The organism is Couchioplanes caeruleus (assembly GCF_003751945.1).
Lineage (GTDB): Bacteria > Actinomycetota > Actinomycetes > Mycobacteriales > Micromonosporaceae > Actinoplanes > Actinoplanes caeruleus.
The window spans coordinates 23,597-47,040 of the sequence record NZ_RJKL01000001.1 but is presented as its reverse complement, the minus strand read 5'-3'; the positions used below and the strand labels follow the sequence as shown (position 1 = coordinate 47,040).

The window sequence follows — 23,444 nt, the reverse complement described above, 5'->3', positions numbered from 1 at the left end:
CTGAGCCGCCGTCCCCTAGGGGACTTTCTCAGCGGCGTCACAGCACACCCCCGGCAGGATGGGCGGCACACAACGGGAGGTGGACATCGTGAGTGTCTTCAGGTCGAGGCCGGCGCTGCGCTGGCTGGTTCCGGCGGCCGCGGCGGCCGTCGTCATCGGTGGCGGCGCGGCGGCGGGCACGATCGTGGCGAGCGCGGACCCGGCGCTGCCCGAGCGCAGCGCGGCCCAGCTTCTGGTCGACGTGCAGAACGCCAAGGTCGAGGGGCTGTCGGGCACGATCGTGCAGACCGCGGACCTGGGGCTGCCCACGCTGCCCGGGATCACCGGGGGCGCCGGCAGCAACGCGGACCTGATGAAGCTGGTCGCGGGCAGCAACACCGCGCGGGTCTGGTACGCCGGGCAGGACAAGGTCCGCCTGGCGGTGCTCGGCACCCTGGGCGAGACGGACGTCATCCGCAACGGCTCCGACGTCTGGGTGTGGCGCAGTTCCGGCAGCTCCGCCACGCACTACAAGATCCCGGCCGAGGCCGGCAAGCACGAGAAGCAGACGCCGCCGCTGGGCGTGCCGTCGACCCCGCAGGAGGCCGCGGACGCCGCGCTCGCCGCCATCGACCCCAGCACGGAGGTCAGCACCACCGGCGCGGCGAAGGTCGCCGGGCGCGACGCGTACGAGCTGGTCCTCAAGCCGCGGGACACCGCCTCGCTGGTCGGCCAGGTCCGGCTGGCGATCGACGCGGAGCACCGCATCCCGCTCGGCGTGGACGTCTATGCCAAGAACGCCAACGACCCGGCGGTCCGGATCGCGTTCCAGCAGGTCAGCTTCGCCGTTCCGGACGCCGAGCAGTTCACCTTCAACCCGCCGCCCGGCACGAAGGTCGACACGGCCGACGAGTCCGAGCTGCGCGCGGAGGCCGAGAAGGCCCAGAAGGCGGAGAAGGCGGCGCGGGACAAGGCCGCCAAGCCGGAGGCGCCCGAGGGCACCAAGGTCGTCGGCAAGGGCTGGGCATCGGTCCTGGTCGCCAAGCTGCCCACCGGCGACGCCGGCAAGGGGTCCGGCGACGGCGCGCAGCAGCTCGAGGCCATCGCCGGCGTCCTGCCGAAGGTGAGCGGCACCTGGGGCAGCGGCCGGCTGCTGCAGAGCGCCCTGTTCAGCGCCCTGCTCACCGACGACGGCCGGGTCCTCGTCGGCGCGGTCGCCCCGGAGAAGCTGTACGAGGCCGCGGCGCAGAAGTAACCGGCGCGGTCCAGGGTCGCAGCCAGGTCACGGCGGATGCCGTGGCCTGGCTGCCGCCGTTCGGGGTTCGGCCAGCGACGCAATCGTTCCGGGTCCGGCCAGTGACGCGGTCGTTCCGGGTCCGGCCAGTGACGGATCCGCGGCGGGCGTCAGCCGCGGTGCCGGGCCCGCCGGGCGGTCCCGTCCGGGCGAACGGCTCGCGCCGGCGTTGCACCCAGCTCGGCCACCAGGGCCGCCAGCCCCGTCGTGATCGGCACGGACGCCACCAGGCCGATCGTTCCCACCGCGCTGCGCAGGATCTCCTGCGCCAGGAACTCGCTGGTCAACAGGTCGCCGATCGGTTCGCTGCCCGCCGCGATCAAGAGCAGCAACGGCAGAGACGCTCCCGCGTACGCGAGCACGATCGTGTTCACCGCAGACGCGACGTGGGCGCGGCCCACCCGGATTGCGGCCTGGAAGAGCTCCCAGCGGCCGGTCGCCCCGGGGGCCATCTCGGCGACCGTCACCGCCTGGGTGACCGTCACGTCGTCCAGCACGCCGAGCGCACCGATGACGATGCCGGCCAGCAGCAGCCCCCGCAGATCGAGCCCCGCCCGGGTCACCGACAGATAGGCGCTGTCGTCGCTGCCCGTACCGGTGAGATGCATCGCCGAGGTGAACACCGCACCCAGTACTCCCGTGAGCACCAGGCTCGCGAGGGTCCCCGCCACCGCCAACGACGTGTGGACGTTCACGCCGTGGGTCAGGTACAGGGCGGCGAACATGATGGCCGACGCGCCGACGACCGCGACGAGCAGCGGCGGGGAGCCGTCGAGCACCGCCGGCACCACGAAGAACAGCAGTACCCCGAAGCTCACGGCCAGCCCGGCCAGCGACGTCACGCCGCGGCGGCGGCCGAACGCCAGGATCACCGCGACGGCGAGGCCCACCAGCCAGATCATCGGGGTGGCGCGCTGCCGGTCGACCACCGAGTACGCGCGCCCGCCCGGCACCGCGCCCGGGAAGTGCAGCAGCACCACGTCGTCGCCCGGGCGCAGGGTCGTCGTGCCCGGCCCCTGCGGCAGATCGACCTCCTGCCGGGAACCGGCGCCGGGCCCCTCGGTGACCTGGACGGTGGCGGAGCCGCACCGCCGCTGCGCCGACCCGGCCGGGCAGACCCGCTCGGCGACGGCGCTGACCGTGCCGAGTGCCCGCTGCCCGCCGCCGGTCCCGGGATCCCCGGACCCGTCGCGGACACTGCCCGGCCAGAGCAGCACGAGCGCCAGCACAGTGACGACCGCCGCCGGGACGAGGACGGCGGCGAGAATCCGCCGGGTGCGCCGGGACGCGGCGGGCATCGCCCCGTGACCGTGGCTGTGGCTGTGGCCGTGGCTGTGGCTCACCGGCGCGAGGCCGGGAGTGGCACGCGGCGGTGGACCGGGGCGTCGCTCATGACAGGCGATTATGCCGGGCGGGAACCCCAGCTTTTCGCGGCCGGACCCTTGGATGTCCGGCGGCCCGGTCGATGGTGGGTCTACCGTGCGCGGACGCGCCGGCCCTGCGACTAGGCGAGGACGACGAACGTGAGCAACGCGATCGTGGCGAGAGCGGCGGGGTTCGCCCGCTACGGGGTGACGCACCTGCTGGTGCTGGCCGCCGTCCTCGTCCTGCGCCGGTTCGAGCTCGCCGGCGACGTGCCGCTGTGGGCCATCGTGCTGCCGCTGGTCGTGAGCGCGGTGTGGACCCAACCGCAGGTGCAGCACCGGCTGTCCGGGGGCGATCCGCGCCGCCGCCTGTGGATGCGCATTCCCGTGCAGATCGTGACCGGCACCGCGATCATGTACATGATCGGCTGGGGCGCCCTGCTGGCCGTGGCCCATCTGCACATCCTCTCCGTGCACCTGCGGCGCTCCGGCTCGCGGGCCTGGAAGCCGGCCGCGGTCTCCGGCGTCCTGGCGCTCGCCGGCGGGCAGCTCCTGGTCGCCCTGGGCGCGGTACCGAGCTACCTCGGCGGCTACCAGACGCATGGCCTGGCGCTTCTGGTCGCGGTCGGCACCGCGACGACCGCCCGGGCGCTGGGCGAGCTCGTCGCGCAGCGCGAGCGGGTGGAGGCGGCGGCGAAGCTGAGCGAGGACCGGTTCCGGGCGCTGGTCCGCGACGGCTCCGAGGTCATCACCCTGAGCGATGCCGCCGGCGACGTCTCCTGGGTCAGCCCGGCGGCCCGCCCGGTGATGGGCTACCAGCCGGAGGAACTGCGCGGCAAGGTGCTGCGCGGGCTGTTCCACCCCGAGGATGAGGCCGCCTCGGTCGAGCTGTTCACCCGGCTGCTGACCTCGGACAGCACCGTCGAGCACTCCGCGGAACTGCGGGTGCGGCACGCCAACGGCTCCTGGCAGTGGCACGAGATCATCGCTCGCAACATGCTGGCCCACCCGGCGGTTCACGCCATCGTCAGCCACCACCGCGACATCACCGCGCGCCGGATGACCAACGACGGGATGGCGTACGCGGCCTCGCACGACGGCCTGACCGGCCTCGCGAACGGCCCGACCCTCGAGCGCGACCTGGAGCGGGCCCTCGCCCAGGGCACCCGCTACCAGTACCCTGTGGCGCTGCTGAGCTGCGACCTCGACGGCTTCCGGGCGGTCAACGACACCTACGGCCACGACGTCGGCGACCGCCTGCTGCAGACGATCGGGCAGGTCATCAAGCGCACGACCCGCGAGACCGACACGGCGGCCCGGATCGCCGGCGACGAGTACGGCGTGCTGCTGACCCGGATCCGCGACGCCGGCGAGGCCCTGCACGTGGCCCGGCGCATCGTCGAGGGCGTCACCGCGCACGCGTCCGTCGCGGGGCTGCGGCTCGACGTGGGCATCAGCGTGGGCATCGCGTTGGCCTACCCGGGCGGCACGGACGCCAAGACGCTGATGCGGCACGCGGACACGGCGATGTACCGGTCGAAGCGGCGCGGGCGCGACAACGTGACGGTTTACGTGCAGGAAGAGGTCACGGCACCCTGGATGTGAGCCGGGTCCGCTCTCAGCGCAGCAGCGGCCGCAGGGCGAGCGCGACCTGCAGCGCCCGGCCCGGGGTCGTCCCGCCGCCCTCGGCGTCCCACACCTCCGAGAGCACCGCCTGGACGAAGCCCCAGGCGACGACCCGTGCGGTCGCGACGCCCAGCCCGTCGGCGAACTGCTCGACGCGGGGCATCAGCAGCGACAGCGTCGGCTCGTCGCCGTCGAGCGGGTTGTAGAGGACCGGGCCGATCTCCGCGGCGGGGTCGCCGACGACGCCGTGCGGGTCGATGGCCAGCCACGGCTCCCTGCCCGCGGCGAGGACGTTCTCGTGGTGCAGGTCGCCGTGCAGGACGACACGCGCCTCGGCCGAGGCGCACAGGTCGCCGTACAGGTGCATGGCCTGGGTGACGAGGCGCCGGGGCAGAGGTGCGTCGCCGGGGCTGCGGTCGAGGTAGGCGGCGAAGTCGGCGGTGCGCGCGGCGAGGTCCTTGAGGACCAGGCCCGCAGGGGCCGGGCGGTGCAGTCGGCGCATCAGGTCGATGAGGACGGCGGTGGCTCGGTCGTCGTGGTGGCGGACCAGGGTACGCAGCGTGGTGCCCGGCTCCAGGCGTTCGATCAGCAGGGCGCCGCGCTCGTCGTCGCACGCGAGCAGCCGGGCGGCGGCGCGGCCGTCGAAGAAGGCGAGGGCGGTGGCCTCGGCGGCGAGGTGGCCGGCCTCGGCCAGGCCCAGCTTGAGCACCGCGGCGGAGCCGTCGGCGCGGCGCACAGGGGCGACCCAGTTGAAGCTCAGCGGGTACGCCGGACCGACCGTGAGGTCCCACTCCCGGGCGAGCGCGACGACCAGGCCGGGCAGCTCCGCGAGCCAGGCGCGCCCGGCATGGCCCCAGTTTCCGGTGACGTTATGGACGAACCTGGCGGGAAGCACGGCGCTCATGATCGTGGAAGCTACTGGAACGGCCACGCCGTCAGGGCCTTGCCCAGCCACGGCACCACCACGATCACGGTGGGCACGACGAGCAGGCCCGCCGCCATCGTCAGGCAGAGCGCTGACCAGCTCCGCGACCGAGCGTCCGCACCGGCGAGCCGGTCCGCCCTGCGGCGCCGCTCCTGCTCCGCGTCGCCGCGTGCCTCGGCGGGGGCGTCCGGGCTCACCGCGTCCCCGAGCACGGTCAGGGCCGTGCGCAGCGGCTCCGCGCCGCACCGGCGCCGGGCGGCATCGTCGGCCACCATCTCCAGCAACAGGTGGACGGCGTCCAGCGGCGCCCGGCTGCGCAGCGGGCGCGGCACGGCGCGGTAGAAGGCGGTGAACGACTCCATCACCAGGTCGTGGCGGTGGCGTAGATGCGCCTGCTCGTGCGCGATCACGGCGGCGACCTGATCGCGGTCGAGGATCCGCAGCGCTCCCCCGCTGAGCACCACCCGCGGGCTGCGGCCGGGCAGGCAGTACGCGAACGGCAGCGGGCCGTCGAGCACCCGCAGGCCGGGCGGCACCTCGGCGGGCAGCTCGCCGTGGCGCTCGGCGTCGTCCAGCAGGTCCACGAGCATGCGGTGCCGCGCGCGGCGGGTGCGCGAGCGGTGGGTGACCCCGGCGAGGGAGGCCAGCAGCCGGATGATGATGACCGCCGCCACGCCCAGCGCCGCGATCAGGGCGGCCGCGTTGCCCGGCGTGCCCGACCCCAGCGCGTGGACCAGCTCCTGCGGGGCCGCGAGCACGACCCCGAGGGCGCAGAGGATGCCGGTCAGGGTGATGCTCTGCCAGAGCACGACCGCCGCGGCCGGCGCGCGGTCCGGCCAGCGCGCCGCGGCGAGAACACCCGGCACCACCAGCGACAGGGTCAGGCCCAGGGCGCCGAGCAGCAGCGCGGTCACGATCCGGCGGCCGTTCCCTTCCGGGCCGCCTCGATCGCGGCGGTCAGCGCGGACGGGTCGATCCGCCCGACGAAGTGGGCCAGGGCCGCGTCACGAACGCCGTCGGGGGCGGTGCTGAGCGCGTCGAGCATCAGCGCCGCGGTCATCTCCTCGCGCGACTGCGCGGGCGCATACCGATAGGCGCGGTCGGCCTTCTGCTGCAGGACCACGCCCTTCTTGGCGAGCCGGTCCAGCACGGTCATCACCGTCGTGTACGCGAGGTCGCGGGAGCGGCTGAGCCGCTCGTGCACCTGGCGCACGGTCAGCGGCTCCCCGGCGTCCCACAACTGCTGCATGACCTCGCGTTCGAGGTCCCCCAAAGCCATGTGACCCACTCTACTGCACGACGTCGTACTACGGGTCGTAGTATCTACTACGAGTTGTCGTAGAGGGGATGACGGCGTGGACGTGCTCGACCTGACCCGGCTGCAGTTCGCGGTCGTGACGATCTACCACTACTTCTTCGTGCCGATGTCGATCAGCCTCGCCGCCACCGCGGCCGGGCTCCAGGTCGCCTGGCTGCGGACGGGCAGAGAGCGATATCGCGATCTCACCCGGTTCGTCGGCAAGCTGCTGATCGTGACCTTCGCCGTGGGCGTGGTCACCGGGCTGGTGCAGGAATTCCAGTTCGGCATGGGCTGGAGCGCCTTCGCCCGCTTCTACGGCGACGTCTTCGGGCCCACCCTCGCCATCGAGGGCATGCTCGCATTCTTCCTCGAGGCCACGTTCCTCGCGCTGTGGTACTTCGGCTGGGACCGGCTGCCCCGCGCCCTGCACGCCGCCACCATCGTGATCGTCGCCGTCGGCACCGTGCTCTCCGCATTCATCATCCTGGCCGCGAACTCGTTCATGCAGAACCCGGTGGCGTACTCGCTCGACCCGGTCACCGGCCGCGCCCGCCTCGACGACTTCGGCGCGCTGCTGTTCAACGAGGTCAATCTCGCCGCCTTCCCGCACACGCTCGCGGGCGCCGCGATGGCGGGCGGGTCGCTGCTGCTGGGCATCGGGGTGTGGCGGCAGCGGCACGGCGGCGAACCCGCGCACCGCACGCTCGCCCGCCTCGGCGCGTGGCTCACGGTCGCCGGCGGCGCGCTCACCGCCCTCACCGGCGATCACCTCGGCAAGGTCATCACCGAGGTGCAGCCGATGAAGATGGCCGCCGCCGAGGCCCTCTACGCCACCACCACCGGCGCGCCGTTCTCGCTCTTCGCCGTCGGCTCCCCCGGCGGCGGCGAGCCCTCCTTCAGCATCGAGATCCCCCGCCTGCTGTCGATCCTCGCCGCGGGCTCCCCCGGCGCGGAGGTCCAGGGCATCGACGACCTCCAGGCCCAGTACGCCGCCCAGTACGGGCCCGGCAGCTACATCCCCATGATCCCGGTGGCGTTCTGGTCCTTCCGGCTCATGATCGGCATCGGCATGCTGGCGGCGGCCCTCGCCGCCTTCTACCTGTGGAGCACCCGCAAGGGGCGGCCGGGCCACCCGCTGCTGCCCCGCGTGCTGCCCCTGGTGCCGATCCTGCCCGCCGCCGCCAACTCCTTCGGCTGGATCTTCACCGAGACCGCCCGCCAGCCGTGGCTCGCGTTCGGCATCTCCCGGGTCGCCGACGGCATCTCCCCCGGCCTCACCCGCGCCGAGGTCGCCGCCTCGCTGATCGGCTTCGCGGTCGTCTACGGCATCCTCGCCGCCGTCTGGCTGCGCCTGATCCGCCATCTGTCGCGGCAACCGCTCGCCCCGCGGGCCGCTCCCGTCGAGGCCGCGCAGCCGCCGGCCCCCGTCTACTGAGGAGGAGACCGGCATGATCACCGCCTGGTTCTCGCTCGTCGTCCTCTGCTGGGTGCTGTTCTTCGTGCTGGAGGGCTTCGACTTCGGGGTCGGCATGCTCGGCCCGGTCCTCGGCCGCGACGACCACGAGCGCGGCGCCGCCGTCCGTACGATCGGGCCCTTCTGGGACGGCAACGAGGTCTGGCTCGTCGCCGCCGTCGGCGTGACCTTCGCGGCCTTCCCCGCCTGGTACGCCGCCCTGCTCTCCGGCCTCTACCTGCCGATGGCCGCCCTGTTGCTGCTGCTCGCCGCGCGGGGCGTCGCGCTGGAGTTCCGCGGCAAGGGCGACGGGGCGCGCTGGCGGCGCCGCTGCGACACCGCCCTGGCCCTCAGTTCGGCAGGCATCGTGGCGCTGTGGGGCGCGGTGCTCGGCGTCCTCACCCACGGCCTCGCGCTCGGCGCGGACGGGGAGGTCACCGGCCGCGGCCCGGCCCGCAGCCTCGCACCGCTGGCCACCTGGCCCGCCCTCGCCGGGGCGGTGCTGGCTCTCTTCGCCGCCGTCCTGCTCGGCGCGACGTTCCTCGCACTGCGCACCACCGGCCCGGTCCACGCCCGGGCCCGGCGCGCGAGCGTCCGCCTCGGCGCCGGCGGAACGCTCGCGCTCGGCGCCGCCGGAATGCTCGGCCTGTCGCGGCCCGTGCTCGCCGCCGCCGTGCTCTGCCTGGGCGTCACGCTCGTCGCCCGGCACGGCCGCGAACTGGTCGCCTTCGGTGCCACCGCCGTCGGCGTCGCGGGCGCCGTCGTCGCCGTCTTCACCGTGCACGGCGACGTGGTGCTGCGCAGCACCCTCGACCCGGCCTGGTCACTGACCATGACCGGCGCCGCCGCCACCGCCCCGGCGCTGCGACTGCTCAGCGTCGCCGGCGCGGTCGTGCTCCCGGGAGTGCTGGTCTACCAGGCATTCTCGTACTGGGTGTTCCGCCGGCGGGTGGCCAGCGAGCGGGTGCCGTCGTGAGGCGGGGCCCGGTCGATCCCCGGCTGCTGCGGCACGCGCGCTCCGGGCGTACGGGAATCGCGGTCATGACCCTGCTCGGCGCCGGACAGGCGGCCGCGACCGTCGCGGTGGCCGTCGCCCTCGCCCGGATCGTCACCGGCCGTGACGCGCTCCCGCTGCTCGCCGCCGCCTTCCTGGCGCGCGCCGGCCTCGTCTGGGCGGAGCAGGTCGTCGCCCAGCGCACCGCCGCCCGCGTCACCGACGACCTGCGTCGCGCGACGCTGCACGCGGCACTGCGCCGGGGCCCCGCACGGGTCGCCTCCTACGGCAGCGGCCGGCTCACGGCCGCGCTGACGGGAGGAGTCGACGCCCTGCGGCCCTGGTTCACCGGATATCTGCCCGCGCTGGTGCTCGGCGCCGTGCTGCCACCCCTGGTGATCGTCGCGATGGCCGTGGTGGACCCGCTGTCGGCGGTGATCGCCCTAGTCACGCTGCCCCTGGTGCCGGTGCTGGGTGCGCTGATCGGCTGGGCGACGCAGCGGCGCGCGCGGCAGGCGTGGGCCGCCGACGCCCAGCTTGCGGGCCACTTCCTCGACGTCCTGCGCGGCCTCGCGACGCTGCGGGTCTTCGGGCGGGCGCAGCGGCAGACCGCGGTGGTGCGCGAGCTCACCGACCGGCACCGGTCCGCGACGGTACGGGTGCTACGCGTGGCGTTCCTGTCCTCCACGGCGCTGGACCTGCTCGGCACGCTGTCCGTCGGACTCATCGCGGTCGAGGCCGGACTTCGGGTGGCCTCCGGCAGCCTGGACCTCGGCGCGGCGCTGCTGGTGATCCTGCTGGCGCCGGAGGCGTACCGGCCGCTGCGCGAGGTCGCGGCCCGGTTCCACGCGAGCGCGGACGCGACCGCGGTGATCGCCGACGTGGACGAGATGCTCGGCGGCGAGGAGGCCGCCTACCTTCCCGCGCGGGGTGGCGACGGCGAGCGGCCGGGCGTGTACTCCTCCCGACTGCGCGTGCGCCATCCGGGCATGACCTCGGACGCGCTCACCCTCGACGCTCTGGGCGTCCGCGACCACGAGATCGTCGCGCTGCGCGGGCCGTCCGGGGCGGGCAAGACGACGCTGCTGCGAGTGCTGGCCGGGCTGCACCCGGCCACGCCGGCCCAGCCCCACCCGACCACGCCGGCCCAGGCCCACCCGACCGCGCGGGCCGAGCTCCACCCGGGCGCCGGTGGCCGGGTGGAGCTGACCGGCCCGGGAGTGCTCTACCTGCCTCAGCGGCCGGCGCTGCCGCACGTGCGCACGGTCGCGGACGTCTTCCCCGGCGCCGGCCCGGCGGAGATCCGCGCGGCGCTGCGCACGGCCGGGCTCGACGGCGAGGTCACGCCGGCGACGGTACTCGGCGAGCACGGGTCGGGGGTGTCGGCCGGGCAGCGGCAACGTCTGGCCCTGGCGGCGTTGTTGCGCGCGGCGGCGCGGCGGCCGGTGGTGCTGCTGCTGGACGAGCCGACGGCGCACCTCGACGCGGAGGCCGAGCGAACGGTGATCGCACAGCTACGAGCCGCGGCGCGCCGGGGATGCGCGGTGCTGGTGGTCGCGCACCGGCCCGCCCTGCTGGCCGAAGCCGACCGCGTCGTCGACGTGCTGCCGCCCCGGACCTCCACCGCTACTTCCGCCCTCGCCTCCGCCTCCACTTCCACCCCTACCTCTGCTTCCACCTCCACCTCGGCCTGCACATCCACCTCCACCTCCGCGGCCACGGTCGTGTCGTCGGCTCCGGCGCCGCGGCCGGACTCACACGGCGCAGCGCGTCCTAGGAAGATGTGGCTTCTACCCACGGCGGCGGTCTCGCCCACGGCGGCGGTGGCGCTCGGGGCGGCGGCGTGGCTTGCCGGACTCGTGCTCACCGGCGCCGCGGCCTGGCTGCTGGTCCGGGCGGCGACGCTGCCGCCGGTGCTGACCCTGTCGGCCGCCGTGGTGCTGGTCCGCGGTGCCGCCGTCGCGCGGCCGCTGCTGCGCTACCTCGAACGGCTGGTCGCGCACGACGTGGCGTTCGCACGGCTCGGCCGGTGGCGCTCACGGGTCTACGCGGATCTCGTCCCCCGCGTGCCCGGGCCGCGTTCCCGGCGGCGCGGCGACCTGCTCACCCGGGTCGGCGCCGATGTCGACGCGCGGGCCGACGGGCTGCTGCGCGGTCGGTTGCCCGCCCTGAGCGCGGCGCTCACGCTGGCGGTCGCGACGGTCGCCGCCGTCGCGGTGGCGCCCGCCGTGGTGCTGCCGCTCGGGGCGGGCCTGCTGATCTCGGCCGTCGCGGCGCCCGCCCTGGCCGCGTGGCACGCCGCCCGGGCGGAGGCGGCGACCGGACGGGCCCGCGCCGAGCTGCGGGACGCCGTCGTGGAGACGGTGGACGGGATCGAGGAGCTGGCCCTGCGGGGCGGGGAGGCCCTCGACGTACCCGATCGGCGCAGCCGCGCGCTGGCCCGGCGGGAAGCGCGCGCGGCCCGGGCGGCCGGTGCCGCCGCGGCGCTGAGCCTGGTGGGCTGGGGCCTGGCCGTCACGGGAACGGCGGTGGTCCTGCAGCGCACCGGCGGGATCTCACCGGAGTGGGCGGCCGTCCTGCTGCTCGCCGTCGTGGCCCTCGGCGAGCCGGTGGCCACCCTGCCGGAGGCGGCGATCGCGCGGCGCCGCGCGGCCGGGGCGCGGTCCCGCCTGGCCGCGCTCCGGACCCCACGCCCGCCGGCCACGCAGACCCCGCCCGAGTCCGCCGGAGTGACCGTGCGCGGGCTGGTCGCGGGCTGGGACCCCGGCCGCCGCCCGGCGCTGCGCGGCGTCGACCTCGACCTGCCGCCGGGCGCGCGGGTGGCCGTGCTCGGGCCGTCCGGCGGCGGCAAGTCGACCCTGGCCGCGGTCCTGGCCGGATTGCTCGACCCGCGGGAGGGAACGGTACGCCGGCCCGCGCCCACGGTGCTCGTCGGCGACGAGAGCGACCACGTTTTCGCGTCGACCGTACGGGAGAATCTGCGCCTGGCGAACCCGGCCGCGACCGACCCGGAGCTGACCGCCGCGCTGGACCGCGTCGGTCTGGGACCATGGCTCGCCGGGCTGCCCGGTGGGCTGGACACCCGGCTGGGTGCCGGCGGCGGCACGATCTCCGGCGGGCAGCGGCGCCGGCTCGCCACCGCCCGTGCCGTGCTCGCCGGCCCGCGGCTGCTCCTGCTCGACGAGCCGACCGAGGGTCTCGACGAGGCGGGCGCCGCGGCGCTGATGGCCGACCTGCTCGACGCCGCCGGGGACTGCACGGTCCTGCTGTTCACGCACCGCACCGAGGGGCTCGACCGGGTGGACGCCACCTATCGGCTGAGCGACGGACGGCTCGTGGGGTGCGACGTCCGCACGCCGGTGGGGTAGGACGTGCGCGATTCGGCAATGCGGGCGGGAAACGGGCCGGACCGGCGAGACAGCGCTCCGTACAGTAAGGCCATGCGTACGTCTCACGTCGCGCCGACAGCCGCCGTCCTTGTGCTGTCACTCATTCCCGCCGCGCCGGCACTCGCCGCGCCGGCCGCGGACACCACGCCGCCTCAGGTCCACTCGATCACCTTCGCGAAGGCGTCCTCCACCGTCTCCGGCCTGCAGACCGAGCTCGTGGGGGTGCGGGTCCGGCTGACCGACGAGACCGGGGTCCAGCCCATCGAATACCAGGCGAGTCAGGAGCTGGCGTCCCCCTGGCTGAAGATGAGCGCCGCGCCGAACAGCTTCGTCCTGCTGCGGTTGGCGGAGGGCACCGAACAGGACGGGATCTGGACCGGTGCCATCCCGGTCACCTCCGCCTGGAGCGGGACGATCGAGCCCGTCGGCATCTATGCGATGGATCAGACCTTCGCGAACGCACTGGACATCGATCCGCGGACGGTCATCGACACACCCAGCCTCCAGGTACAGAGTTCCCATCGTCCGGGGCTCGACATGATCTTCTCCCCGGAGCCGCTCCCGGCCGGCCAGCCGGTCACCCAGCGGATCCGGGCCTGGGACACCACCACCGGCCAGCCGTGGGCCAACCTGCCGGTCTCGCTCAGCACCGACAACGGCTGCGTGGAGCCCGGCGGCGTCGTGTCGGTGCGGACCCGGTCGGACGGCACCTACCAGCGGACCCTCAGCGCGGAGGTGGCGCAATGGCTGCAGTGCGCCTGGGTGCCCGGGGTCAACCAGCCGACCATGCCGTATCCGATGACGGTCATCGCGTCGGACGGCGGTCACGTCCGGACCCAGCGCTACTCGGTCGGCGCGACGCCCGCCGCCACCTCGGTGCCGGCCGGCACGAACGTCGACGTCAACGGCAACGTCACGCCCCTGCAGAAGGGCAAGGTCCTGCAACTGCAGCGGCTCTACCCCGACAACAGCTGGCGCAAGGTGAACACCGGCAAGGTACGCGACAGCGGCCGCTACACCATCGTGGCGACCCCGCCGGGCAAGGCGACCTATTCCTACCGGGTCTACGCGCCCGGCGACGACCTCGCGGTCGGCGGCGTCTCCAAGGTCTTCACCATCCGCGGCACCTGAGCGGCACCGGCGGCACTCGAGCGACGGCGGCGCCTGAGCGCGGTGGCGCCCGAAGCGACGGCGGCGCCTGAGCGGTGGCACCCCAGCCGAGCCTAAGGCCGGGCGCACTCCCGCAGCACCTCGAGCAGGCGGCGGGCCGGTGGCGCGGACTCGACGGCGGTCTGGACGAGCGCGAAGATCGACCGGACCGGCGTCGGCGCGGTCACCGGCACCACCGCGACGCCGGCGGGCAGCCTGGTGGCGCCGAGGCGGGGCAGCACGGTGATGCCGATGCCGGCGTCGACGAACGCGATCGCCGTCGGGTAGTCGTGCGCCTCGACGCGGAAGGACGGGCAGAAGCCGGCGCTCTGGCAGGTCTGGAGCAGGTTGTCGCGGCACCAGCCCCGGGCGAAGTCGTTGTCGATCCAGCTCTCCGCGGCGAGTGCGGCCAGCTCGACCCCGGCCTCGCCGGCGATCGGGTGCGTGGCCGGGACCACGGCCACGTACGGGTCGTCCAGCAGGTGGTGGGCGCGGGCCTCCTTCGTACCCTCGAAGTCCGCTCCGGCGACCGCGATCTGGACGTCGGGCCGCTTGCCCGGCCCGGTCGGGAAGTCGTCGCGCAGCTCGAGGGCGAGCCGCAGGTCGGGGAAGTCGGTCAGCAGCGCCCGGGTCACGGCCGGCATCCAGGCCCCGCCGACCGACGCGAAGTAGGCGATCGACAACGAGCCGGTGCGGCCCGCCCGCAGGTCCGACACCAGGGCCTCGACGTCGCCGAGATGGGCCAGCACGCCGTCGATGCGCCTGGCCAGCGCGAGCCCGCTCGCCGTCGGCTCGACGCCGCGCCCGTTGCGGGCGAGCAGCGCCAGACCGGTCTCCCGCTGCAGCGCGGTGACGTGCTGGCTGACGGCCGACGGGGTGTAGCCGAGGTTGGCGGCGGCGGCGTTGACCGAGCCGCTGGCCACGACGGCCCGGAACACGCGAAGTCGATGCACGTCGAGCATGCCGTCGACCGTACAGTGCGGCTTAATGGTTGGGAAGAATTACTTGCTGGTGCTGAAGTCCTGGGTGTCGCAGGGTGGAGGCATGACCGCCACGACCGCCCGGCCGCGCCGGACGACCGCCGCGCTGCCCCTGATCGCCGCCGGGATCACCATGGTCCTGTGGGCGTCCGCCTTCATCGCCATCCGCTCGATCGGCCTGCACTACAGCCCCGGGTCGCTCGCGCTCGGCCGGCTCGCCGCCGGGTCGCTCGCCCTCACCGCGGTCGCGCTGCTCAGGCCCCGGAGCATTCCGCGCGGCCGTCCCCTGCTGCTGGTCCTCGCGTACGGAGCCCTGTGGTTCGGCGTCTACGCGATCTTCATCAACGCCGCCGAGCACCATCTCGACGCCGGCACGACCGCGCTGCTGGTCAACGTGGGCCCGATCCTGATCGCGGTGCTCGCCGGCGTCTACCTCAAGGAGGGCTTCCCGCGCGGGCTGGTCACCGGCCTCGCCATCGCCTTCTGCGGCGTCGCCATCATCGCCGCGGCCACCTCCACCGGCCGCCGCGACATGACCGGAGTGCTGCTCGCGCTGGGCGCGGCCGCCCTCTACGCGGTCGGTGTGGTGCTGCAGAAACAGGCCCTGACCAGTGTGGATCCGTTCACCGCGACCTGGCTGGGCTGCCTGGCCGGAACCGCGGTCTGCCTGCCGTGGGCGGGCACGCTGATCCACGAGCTGACGGTCGCCCCGGCCGCGGCCACGCTGGGCGTCGTCTACCTCGGCCTGTTCCCGACCGCGGTCGCGTTCGCGACGTGGGCCTACGCCCTGCACCGGATGACCGCCGGGCAGCTCAGCTCCTCGTCGTACCTGGTGCCGGCAATCGCCGTCCTGATGTCCTGGGCGCTGCTGGGCGAGGTGCCGACCGGGCTCGCGCTGGCCGGCGGAGCGCTCTGCCTGCTCGGCGTGGCAGTGGCCCGGTCACCCGGCCTCGCCGCCCGCCGGGAGGACTAGCCATTGGCGACCATCACTGTGTGGGGTGATCTCCGCGGCGCTGCGCCAGGCGTTCGCGCTGCGGGACGACCGTGTACCGGGGGTCCTTCGCCGAGGCGACGCCGCCGTCGAAAACGCCGAAGCGGGTCGCCAGCGACGCGGCCAGCATGGACAGACCGGACAGTGCCGACACCACCGTGCTGCGCCGCCCGAGCAGGGCCCCCGCCGCACCGGCCGCCGTCAGCAGGCGGCCGGCCTTCAGCAGCCGGCCCGCCCGCCCCTGCCGGTAGGGCTCGCTGAGCAGGCCCAGGCCGGTCTCGATGCGGTGGGTGCCGTACAGCTCCATCGCCGCGCCGCACACGGCCATGCGACGGGCCGGGTTCGCCCGGTCGCCGGGTGCGGCCAGCAGACCCACCCCGGCGCCGCTGGCCAGCGCGCTGCCGGCGAAGACGAAGGGCAGATCCGGGTACGCCTCGTGCCAGCTCGGCGTCGCCGTGTCGGCGAGCAGCACCGCCGTGTACGTCGCCAGCGCCGGAGCGAGGACGGCGGCGCCGTACTGGCCGGCGGTGCCGATCGGGGACAGGACGCGGCGCACGAGGCCCGGCACGCCCCGCCGCGGCAGCAACGGTGCCGCCTCCGCGACGGCCGACGTGCCGGCGGCCGCACCGAAGGCGCTGAGGATCCACGTACCCATGGACATGGGCGAGGTGGGCTTCGCGACCCGCAGCATGTTCGCGAAGCGTTCGGGACGGCCGAGGTCGTGGATCAGGAAGTAGGTGCTGGCGCCGAGCGCGCCCAGCGCGGTCAGCCGGCCGGCGCGGCGCAGCGCGGGCCGTCCGGTGGCGTCGCCGCCGGCCGCGAGCAGGGCCGATCCTGCCGCCAGCCCGCCGGTGAACAGGTACGCCGCGATGTCGTGATGCCACACCGGCGCCTTGACGATCGGCCGCCCGTAGTAGGAACGGAAGTCCGCCGGCGGCACCATCGCCCGGTCCCCCCGACCACCTCGCCCGCGCCGTCCAGCATCCGGGCCGGTGTCTGGAGTGCGGCCGGACGGCTGGTCCCGGGGCGAGCGCGACGTCATGGGCGGCGTCCCGCGAACGACACCACGACGGCGGCGGCCATGGCGAGCCCGGCCAGTCCGGCGCGTTTCCACATCGCCTTCAGGTCGCGGGTGGGCACCACCGGGTCCGGCGGCAGGCCGTAGACCTCCGGCTCGTCGAGCAGCAGGAAGAAGGCGCCGTCGCCGCCGACGCCGTCGTTCGGGTCGTGGCCGTACAGGCGTGCCTCGGTGACGCCCTGCTCGTGGAGCTTCTCGAGGCGGTGGCGGGCGCGGCCACGGAGCTCGTCGAGTTCGCCGTACTGGATGGACTCGGTCGGGCAGGCCTTCGCACACGCCGGCGTCAGGCCGTCGCCGATGCGGTCGTAGCAGAGGGTGCACTTCCACGCGCGGCCGTCGTCCTCGCGCTGGTCGATGACGCCGTACGGGCAGGCCGGAATGCAGTAGCCACAGCCGTTGCAGATGTCCTCCTGCACCACGACCGTGCCGAACTCGGTGCGGAACAGGGCGCCGGTCGGGCACACGTCCAGGCATCCGGCGTGGGTGCAGTGCTTGCACACGTTGGACATCATCAGCCAGCGGAAGTCGCTGCGCGGCGCGTCGGCCGTGCGGCCAGGAAGGTCCCGCAACGGCATCCCCAGGAACCGGGTCGTGCCCTTCGGCGGCGCGGCGGTGGCGGGCTGTTCGATGAAGGCGACGTGGCGCCACGAGTTGGCGGTCAAGCCTCCGGTGTTGTCGTAGGACGTGCCGAGAAGGTTGAAGCCGTCGTCGGGGACGAGGTTCCACTCCTTGCACGCCACCTCGCACGCCTTGCATCCGATGCAGACGCTCGTGTCGGTGAAGAAGCCCATCCGCGGCGGCGCGTCCACGTGGCCGGCGTCGGGCGCCGGGTCCAGCGGCCCGTAGAGGCTGTTCGCTCCGGCCACGTCAGCTCTCCCCCGGCTCGTCGTCGGTCACCGCGGGCTCGAGGCCCGCGCGCCGGCGGTAGCTTCGCACGTACGCGAGGAGCTCGGGCCCGGTGGGTCGCCGGCCCGGCCGGATGTCGCACGTGCCGACCTTGCTCTCCTGGATCAGGACGTTCGGGTCGAGCGTGATGCCGATGAGGTCGTTGGCCGAGTCGCCGGTGACGAGGCCCTCGCCGCCCCAGTGGTACGGCAGCCAGAGCTGGTGCACGACGCGGTCCTCGATGCGCAGCGGCCGCAGCCGCTCGGTGACCAGGACCCGGGCCTCGATCGCCGCCCGGGCCGTGACGATGTGCGCCCAGCCGAGGTGCTCCAGCCCGCGCTCGGCGGCGAGGTCCGGCGACACCTCGACGAACATCTCCGGTTGCAGCTCCGACAGGTACGCGAGCTGACGGCTCATCGCCCCGGCGGTGTGGTGCTCGGTGAGCCGGCTCGTGCTGAACACGTACGGGAAGACCGTGGTGTCCGGGCTCGGGTTGGTCAGGTTGTCCGACCGGTCGTAGACCTTACGGGTCGGGTTGGCCTGCTGCGCGTAGAGCGGGTTGCGCACCGTCGACTCGGCCGGCTCGTAGTGGGTCGGCAGAGGGCCGTCGATCAGCCCGCTGGGCGCGTAGAGCCAGCCCTTCCCGTCGCCCTGCATGATGAACGCGTCGTCGCCGGCGATCGCCTCGACGCCGGTCGCGCCCGGCGGCGGCCGGTACGACGGTGGCTTCGTCCTCTCGAAGTCGGGCACGTCGAAGCCGGTCCACTCCCCGGCCTCTTCGTCCCACCACACGTATCTCTTGCGCTCGGACCAGGGGCGGCCGTCGGGGTCGGCGGACGCGCGGTTGTAGAGCGTGCGCCGGTCGGCCGGCCACACCCAGCCCCATTCGCGGGCCACCCAGTCCTGCTCGGTTCGCGGCTTGCGGCGTGCCGCCCGGTTGACGCCGCCCGCGTAGACGCCGGTGTAGATCCAGCAGCCGCCGGCGGTGGAGCCGTCCGGCCGCAGCTCGGTGAAGGTGGACAGGGGCCGCCCGGTGGCCACGTCGAAGCCGTTGATCTCCTTGAGGACCGTCTCGGCGTCGGGTTCGTCGCCGCGCGCGCCGTGCAGCGGATAGTCCCAGGTCAGGCGAAGCAGGCCCTGGTCGCGCCCGGCGGTGGACCCGGCCAGCCGCTCGCGCAGGAGGCGGCCGAGGTGGTAGAAGAACCACAGCTCGGAGCGGCAGTCGCCGGGCGGCTCGACGGCCTTCTCGCGCCACTGCAGCATCCGCTGGGTCTGGGTGAAGGTTCCCTCCTTCTCCACGTGCGAGGCCGCCGGCAGGAAGAAGACCTCGGTCCTGCACCGCTCGGGCACGATCTCGCCGGTGGCGACCTCGGGGCCGTCCTTCCAGAACGTCGCGCTCTCGATCATGAACAGGTCGCGGACCACCAGCCAGTCCAGGTTGGCCATGCCGAGGCGCTGGGCGCGACCGTGCGCGGAGCCGACCGCCGGGTTCTGTCCCAGCAGGAAGTAGCCCTTGATCTTGCCGTCGATCATGTCGAGAACCTGTTGGTAGGTGCCGTGATCGCCGGTGAGCCGGGGCAGCCATCCGTACCCGAAGTCGTTTGCGGCGGTGGCGGCGTCGCCGAAGTAGGCCTTGAGCAGGCTGACCGCGTAGGCCTCCGCGTGGGCCCAGAAGCCCTTCTGATCCGGGCGCCGAATGGTGTCGACCCACTGCCGGAACGTCTCGTGTCTCTTGTGGTGCGGCATCGGCAGGTAGCCGGGCAGCAGGTTGAACAGGGTCGGGATGTCGGTGGACCCCTGGATGCTGGCGTGCCCGCGCAGTGCCATCACGCCGCCGCCGGGCCGGCCCATGTTGCCGAGCAGGAGCTGGATGATCGCGCCGGCGCGGATGTACTGCACGCCGACGCTGTGCTGGGTCCAGCCGACCGAGTAGACCAGCGCGGTCGTCCGCTCGCGGCCGGAGTTGGCGGTCCACGCCTCGCAGACCTCGAGGAACTTGTCCTCGGGCACGCCGCAGAGCCGCTCGACGGCCTCCGGCGTGTAGCGGGCGTAGTGCCGCTTGAGCACCTGGTAGACGCAGCGCGGATCACTCAGCGTCGGGTCGCGGGGTACGCCGGCGGGGATCGGCGGGCCGTGCGACTCCTGCTCGAGCCCGGCGGCGGTCTCCCGGTCGATGCGGGACTCGTCCTCTTCCTGGCCGTGCTTCCGCTGGCCCGCGTACTGCCAGCTGCTCTGGTCGTACACACGGGTCTCGGGGTCGTAGCCGGAGAACAGCCCGCCGAGATCCTCGGTGTCCTGGAAGTCCTCACCGACCAGCATGGACGCGTTGGTGTACGCGAGCACGTACTCCCGGAAGTCCTTCTCGTGGGTGAGGATGTAGTTGATCACGCCGCCCAGGAACGCGATGTCGGCACCGGCGCGCACCGGCACGAAGGTGTGCGCCAGCGCGCTGGTCCGGGTGAACCGCGGGTCGATGTGGATGACCTTGGCACCGCGGTTCTTCGCCTCCACCACGTACTGGAAACCCACGGGGTGGGCCTCCGCCATGTTGGAGCCCTGGATGACGATGCAGTCGGCGTTGGCCAGATCCTGGAGGAATCCGGTGGCCCCGCCACGGCCGAAGCTGGTCCCCAGACCGGGGACGGTGGCGGAGTGTCAAATACGCGCCTGGTTCTCGATCTGGATGGCGCCGAGCGCGGTGAAGAGCTTCTTGATCAGGTAGTTCTCTTCGTTGTCCAGCGTGGCACCGCCCAGGCTGGAGATGCCGGTCGTGCGGTTCAGCGGCCGGCCGTCGGCGTCGGCGTCCTGCCAGGTCTGCTCGCGCGCGGCGAGGACCCGGTCGGCGATCATGGACATCGCCGTGTCGAGGTCGAGCTCCTCCCAGTCCGTGCCGTACGGCCGGCGGTAGAGGACCTTGCGCTGGCGGCGGTCACTGGTGACCAGGCTCTTGCTGGCCGAGCCCTTGGGGCACAGCCGGCCCCGGGAGATCGGGCTGTCCGGGTCACCCTCGATCTGGACGACCTCGCCGTCCTTCACGGAGATCCGCTGGCCGCACCCGACGGCGCAGTACGGGCACACGGACCGGGCCGTCGAGTCGGCCGTCTCGGTGCGCGCCGTGAGGCTCCGGGACCGGCCGGACTGCGCCGCCGCGCCCCGGCCCAGCGGGTCGGGGCCGGTGAGCTGCCGGTAGACCGGCCAGTCCCGGATCCACGTACGGACGCCCATGAGATCGACCTTAGACCACGGTCAGCCCTTCAGTTTGGCAAGGTAGGCGTCCAGCGCGGCGTAGCTCTGCTCGGCACCGGCCTCCATGCCCGACTCGATCATGCCGTCCCGGTCGGCCTGGGAGGTGAACGTCGTCGTGCTGGTCACCGTGGTCTTGCCGTCCTGTTCGGTGAAGACGTAGCGCTCGACGGCGACGTGCCCGGCCATGGGCTCGTACTCGAAGGTCCAGGTGAAGGTGTCCGGCGCCTGGATCTCGCGGAACTCGCCGCGGAAGGCGTGCTGCTGAGCGTCGGCGGTCTCGACGAAGCGCCAGGTGCCCCCGACCCGGAAGTCGATGGTGACGTCGAGCGGGTTGCCCCGGCCCCACCAGTGCCGGATGTGCTCGGGCTGCGTGTGCGCGGCGAAGACCAGCTCCTTCGGTGCGTCGAACGAGCGGCTCATGACGAGCTCGGTGTCGGACGGGGTGCTGATGGCGATGGTGCTCACGACTCCTCCTTCTGCTCCTGCTGCAGGGTGTCCAGGTAGCTGCCGAGCGTGTCGTAGCGCTCCTCCCAGAGTCGCCGGTATTGCGCGACCCAGCCCGCGATGTCCCGCAGCGGCGTGGGCTCGATCCGCACGCGCCGCCACTGCGCCTCGCGGGTCCGCACGATCAGGCCCGCGCGCTCCAGCACGTTGAGGTGCTTGGAGATCGCCTGGGCGCTGATCGGGAACGGGGCACCCAGCTCGGCGACGGTCGCCTCGCCCCGGGCCAGCCGGGCGAGGATCGCCCGGCGGGTCGGGTCGGCGAGGGCGGCGAAGAGGCCGCTGAGGGGATCCGCTGTCATTGCTCTCAACCACCCGGGTTATCAACCAGTCGGTTTATCAACCGATAGGTTGACAGTAGCGTGGGCGGCGGTGATGTCAAGCCCTGCGAGTGCCGCGAATGAGGCGGTAGGAGCGGTGCAGGTGCACGGCCCAGACCGTCACGAGCTCGCGGGCCACCTCGACGCGGCTCTGCGGCTTGTCGTGGACGCTCCACCGGCTGATCGGCACCATGTCCACCAGCCTGGGCCACCGCGGCAGCCGGCCGGTCGCCCCAGGGATGCATCCCGGGTGCAGCGTCAACCGTTGCGGTGATGCCTCTTCACGTAGGTGAAGCCGGGAGCCAGCGGCCCCGGACCGGCCTGCTCGTCGTCGGCGGCCCGCTCGTGGAGAATGCGCTGCCTTTCCGACGCCTGCGCCCCGGGCGGCAATCTGCGCACGAAACCATTGACCCAATGGTCCTGGCGCTCGGCGCTTCCGGAATCGTCCTCGTCCGGAAATGGAGCGGGCTCGACCAGCGGCGCGTAGAACAGCATCTCGGCGGTTTTCTGGCCCTCGGCGGCGGGATAGGACGGATATCCCGACGAGTCGGTGCTGCCGGTCAGGCGGGTGAGAAAGCCCTCGCGGACCAGTTGCTCGACGGCATTGCGGAGCAGGAACGCGCCGCGGGCACCCCGGCCCAGCCCGCAGTGCGCGGCGAGCTCCGCCTCGACGAGCACCGCGCTGCCGTCGGCGAACACGCGGCCCTGCCGGCGCACCGCCGACAACACCTTTGCCCGGTTGGACTCGTCCGCGACGAACTCGCGGGTGACGACCTTGGGGTCGTACTCGTGGAAGTAGACGGCGCCGTCGACCCGCAGCGGCTCGTCGAGCGCGGCCGTCCGCACCACGACCTCGTCCCGGGCGGCCCGCCAGGAGACGGTGACCAGGACACCGGGCCGCAGGTCGGCCGGCCAGTCGATTCCCGCGAACTGCCACTCGACGTCCTGCTGGAGCGAGCTGCGAAAGACCCGTTTCGTGGGTGCCCCACCACGGTCGCGGTGCTCCAGCACGACGGTGACGGGTCCGCTGTCGCGCAGCAGCTCGGCGCACTCCTCCGGGGCGGCGCAGACACCGCCGTCGAGGTCCGCCCGCCAGAGAGCGAGCCGACGGGTCACTCTCTTCACATCCACCTCCGCGCGCCCGGCGAAACGACCTTACCCGCGGACCCGCCGGCCCGCGACGCCCCGGCTACGGCGATTTCTCGTGAACAAATGTTCCGCCGTCGAAATCGGTGTCGAAATCGCATTTCATCGCCAATTGAAAAACCCTTGTGGCGGGACGCCGCCGGATGCAGCCTTCCATTGCTATACGACAATGTGTTCCTCGAAGGGAGAAACCGTGGGCACAGCTCCAGGGCATTCCGGGATAGCGCGTCGCGCCGTCCTGCGGGCCGGCGCCGCCACCGCCGGCATCCTCGGTGCCGCCGCCGTGGCCTCCGGCCCCGCACTGGCCGGCGAGTCGGGAACCGCCTCCGTGCAGTCCCAGTGGCGGTGGTGCAGCCGATGCCAGTGCCTGTTCTTCGGCGGCGGGACCACCACGGGCTGGTGCATCGTGGGCGGCGGCCACGACTACGCGGGCAGCGGTAACTACATCGTGACCCACACGTCGGGGCCCGGGCAGGTCGGCTGGCGCTGGTGCAACCGCTGCTACAGCCTCTGGTACGGCGGCAGCGCCTCCGACGGCCGCTGCCCCAACGGCGGCGTCCACGTGCGCACCACCACCGACTACCGGGTCTCGTACGGCACTCCCCCGTCCGGCGAGCAGCCGGGCTGGCGCTGGTGCAACAAGTGCTACTGCCTGGCATACAGCGGCAGCGGCGCCGGTTACTGCCCCGCGAGCGGCGGCCACAACTTCAGCAGCAGCGGCACGTACTACCTGCCGTACGGCTGACGAGGCCACGCCGAGCCACGCCGGCGCCGCAGCGGGCAGACTCGAGGACATGCGCGGCAACCATCCTGAGTCCTCGGCC

General features: G+C 73.5%; 19 protein-coding genes and 1 pseudogene. 8 read left to right on the top strand and 12 right to left on the bottom strand.

Annotation, left to right across the window (positions count from 1 at the left end):
* Positions 1–88: 88 nt before the first annotated feature.
* Complete coding sequence (locus EDD30_RS00190; protein WP_071807430.1) at positions 89–1,234, top strand: LolA family protein; 1,146 nt, start codon at positions 89–91, stop codon at positions 1,232–1,234.
* A gap of 149 nt (positions 1,235–1,383) precedes the next feature.
* On the opposite strand, the gene EDD30_RS00185 is transcribed toward EDD30_RS00190, so the two are convergent.
* A complete protein-coding gene (locus EDD30_RS00185; protein WP_071807415.1) occupies positions 1,384–2,571 on the bottom strand; it encodes a YibE/F family protein in 1,188 nt (395 codons plus the stop codon).
* A gap of 225 nt (positions 2,572–2,796) precedes the next feature.
* Here EDD30_RS00185 and EDD30_RS00180 point away from each other — a divergent pair, with 225 nt between their 5' ends.
* Complete coding sequence (locus EDD30_RS00180; protein ID WP_071807414.1) at positions 2,797–4,242, top strand: sensor domain-containing diguanylate cyclase; 1,446 nt, start codon at positions 2,797–2,799, stop codon at positions 4,240–4,242.
* Between the two features lie 13 nt (positions 4,243–4,255).
* On the opposite strand, the gene EDD30_RS00175 is transcribed toward EDD30_RS00180, so the two are convergent.
* From EDD30_RS00175 to EDD30_RS00165, 3 genes are read right to left on the bottom strand one after another with little or no spacing between them, the layout of a single operon-like run.
* Complete coding sequence (locus EDD30_RS00175) at positions 4,256–5,167, bottom strand: aminoglycoside phosphotransferase family protein (RefSeq protein WP_071807413.1); 912 nt, start codon at positions 5,165–5,167, stop codon at positions 4,256–4,258.
* Between the two features lie 11 nt (positions 5,168–5,178).
* The gene (locus EDD30_RS00170; RefSeq protein ID WP_071807412.1) at positions 5,179–6,102 is read right to left on the bottom strand and encodes a M56 family metallopeptidase; all 924 of its coding nucleotides are present in this window, start codon (positions 6,100–6,102) and stop codon (positions 5,179–5,181) included.
* Positions 6,099–6,467: a BlaI/MecI/CopY family transcriptional regulator gene (locus EDD30_RS00165; RefSeq protein WP_071807411.1), complete on the bottom strand. Its 369-nt coding sequence runs from the start codon at positions 6,465–6,467 to the stop codon at positions 6,099–6,101. Before EDD30_RS00165 ends, EDD30_RS00170 begins: the two co-directional genes overlap by 4 nt.
* 76 nt (positions 6,468–6,543) lie before the next feature.
* Between EDD30_RS00165 and EDD30_RS00160 the strand changes: the two genes are divergently transcribed.
* The 4 genes from EDD30_RS00160 to EDD30_RS00145 all read left to right on the top strand — a co-directional run bounded on the left by EDD30_RS00160 (position 6,544) and on the right by EDD30_RS00145 (position 13,455).
* Positions 6,544–7,923, top strand: a complete 1,380-nt coding sequence (locus EDD30_RS00160; protein ID WP_123677987.1) for a cytochrome ubiquinol oxidase subunit I — start codon at positions 6,544–6,546, stop codon at positions 7,921–7,923.
* Positions 7,924–7,936: 13 nt separating this feature from the next.
* Positions 7,937–8,917 (top strand): cytochrome d ubiquinol oxidase subunit II, encoded by a 981-nt coding sequence (cydB, locus tag EDD30_RS00155; RefSeq protein ID WP_071807775.1) that lies wholly within the window; start codon positions 7,937–7,939, stop codon positions 8,915–8,917.
* Positions 8,914–12,303 carry a thiol reductant ABC exporter subunit CydC gene (gene cydC, locus EDD30_RS00150; RefSeq protein ID WP_244945048.1) on the top strand — a complete coding sequence of 1,130 codons (3,390 nt, stop codon included), beginning with the start codon at positions 8,914–8,916 and terminating at the stop codon, positions 12,301–12,303. The genes cydB and cydC overlap by 4 nt, the downstream gene beginning before the upstream one ends.
* 72 nt (positions 12,304–12,375) lie before the next feature.
* The gene (locus EDD30_RS00145; RefSeq protein ID WP_143162609.1) at positions 12,376–13,455 is read left to right on the top strand and encodes a hypothetical protein; all 1,080 of its coding nucleotides are present in this window, start codon (positions 12,376–12,378) and stop codon (positions 13,453–13,455) included.
* A gap of 92 nt (positions 13,456–13,547) precedes the next feature.
* On the opposite strand, the gene EDD30_RS00140 is transcribed toward EDD30_RS00145, so the two are convergent.
* Complete coding sequence (locus tag EDD30_RS00140) at positions 13,548–14,435, bottom strand: LysR family transcriptional regulator (protein WP_071804304.1); 888 nt, start codon at positions 14,433–14,435, stop codon at positions 13,548–13,550.
* 82 nt (positions 14,436–14,517) lie between these two features.
* Here EDD30_RS00140 and EDD30_RS00135 point away from each other — a divergent pair, with 82 nt between their 5' ends.
* Positions 14,518–15,426 (top strand): DMT family transporter, encoded by a 909-nt coding sequence (locus EDD30_RS00135; protein ID WP_084556243.1) that lies wholly within the window; start codon positions 14,518–14,520, stop codon positions 15,424–15,426.
* Between the two features lie 13 nt (positions 15,427–15,439).
* Here EDD30_RS00135 and nrfD read toward each other — a convergent pair whose 3' ends face one another.
* From nrfD to EDD30_RS00100, 7 genes and pseudogenes are all read right to left on the bottom strand, one after another.
* Positions 15,440–16,387, bottom strand: coding sequence for an NrfD/PsrC family molybdoenzyme membrane anchor subunit (gene nrfD, locus EDD30_RS00130; RefSeq protein WP_071804302.1), 948 nt, complete (start codon positions 16,385–16,387; stop codon positions 15,440–15,442).
* Positions 16,388–16,482: 95 nt separating this feature from the next.
* On the bottom strand, positions 16,483–17,388 hold the full coding sequence (locus tag EDD30_RS00125) for a 4Fe-4S dicluster domain-containing protein (protein WP_071804301.1): 906 nt from the start codon (positions 17,386–17,388) through the stop codon (positions 16,483–16,485).
* Positions 17,389–17,398: 10 nt separating this feature from the next.
* Positions 17,399–20,632 (bottom strand): annotated as a pseudogene (gene fdh / locus EDD30_RS00120) (formate dehydrogenase); the annotation flags it as partial.
* Positions 20,633–20,653: 21 nt separating this feature from the next.
* The gene (locus EDD30_RS00110; RefSeq protein WP_244945047.1) at positions 20,654–21,118 is read right to left on the bottom strand and encodes an SRPBCC family protein; all 465 of its coding nucleotides are present in this window, start codon (positions 21,116–21,118) and stop codon (positions 20,654–20,656) included.
* Positions 21,115–21,456 (bottom strand): ArsR/SmtB family transcription factor, encoded by a 342-nt coding sequence (locus EDD30_RS00105; RefSeq protein ID WP_071804298.1) that lies wholly within the window; start codon positions 21,454–21,456, stop codon positions 21,115–21,117. Before EDD30_RS00105 ends, EDD30_RS00110 begins: the two co-directional genes overlap by 4 nt.
* A 76-nt stretch (positions 21,457–21,532) precedes the next feature.
* Positions 21,533–21,667 carry a hypothetical protein gene (locus EDD30_RS41320; RefSeq protein ID WP_280526112.1) on the bottom strand — a complete coding sequence of 45 codons (135 nt, stop codon included), beginning with the start codon at positions 21,665–21,667 and terminating at the stop codon, positions 21,533–21,535.
* A 65-nt stretch (positions 21,668–21,732) separates the two neighbouring features.
* Positions 21,733–22,599, bottom strand: coding sequence for a hypothetical protein (locus EDD30_RS00100; RefSeq protein ID WP_071804297.1), 867 nt, complete (start codon positions 22,597–22,599; stop codon positions 21,733–21,735).
* A 214-nt stretch (positions 22,600–22,813) separates the two neighbouring features.
* On the opposite strand from EDD30_RS00100, the gene EDD30_RS00095 reads away from it, so the two are divergent.
* The gene (locus tag EDD30_RS00095) at positions 22,814–23,365 is read left to right on the top strand and encodes a hypothetical protein (protein WP_071804296.1); all 552 of its coding nucleotides are present in this window, start codon (positions 22,814–22,816) and stop codon (positions 23,363–23,365) included.
* The last annotated feature ends 79 nt before the right edge of the window (positions 23,366–23,444 follow it).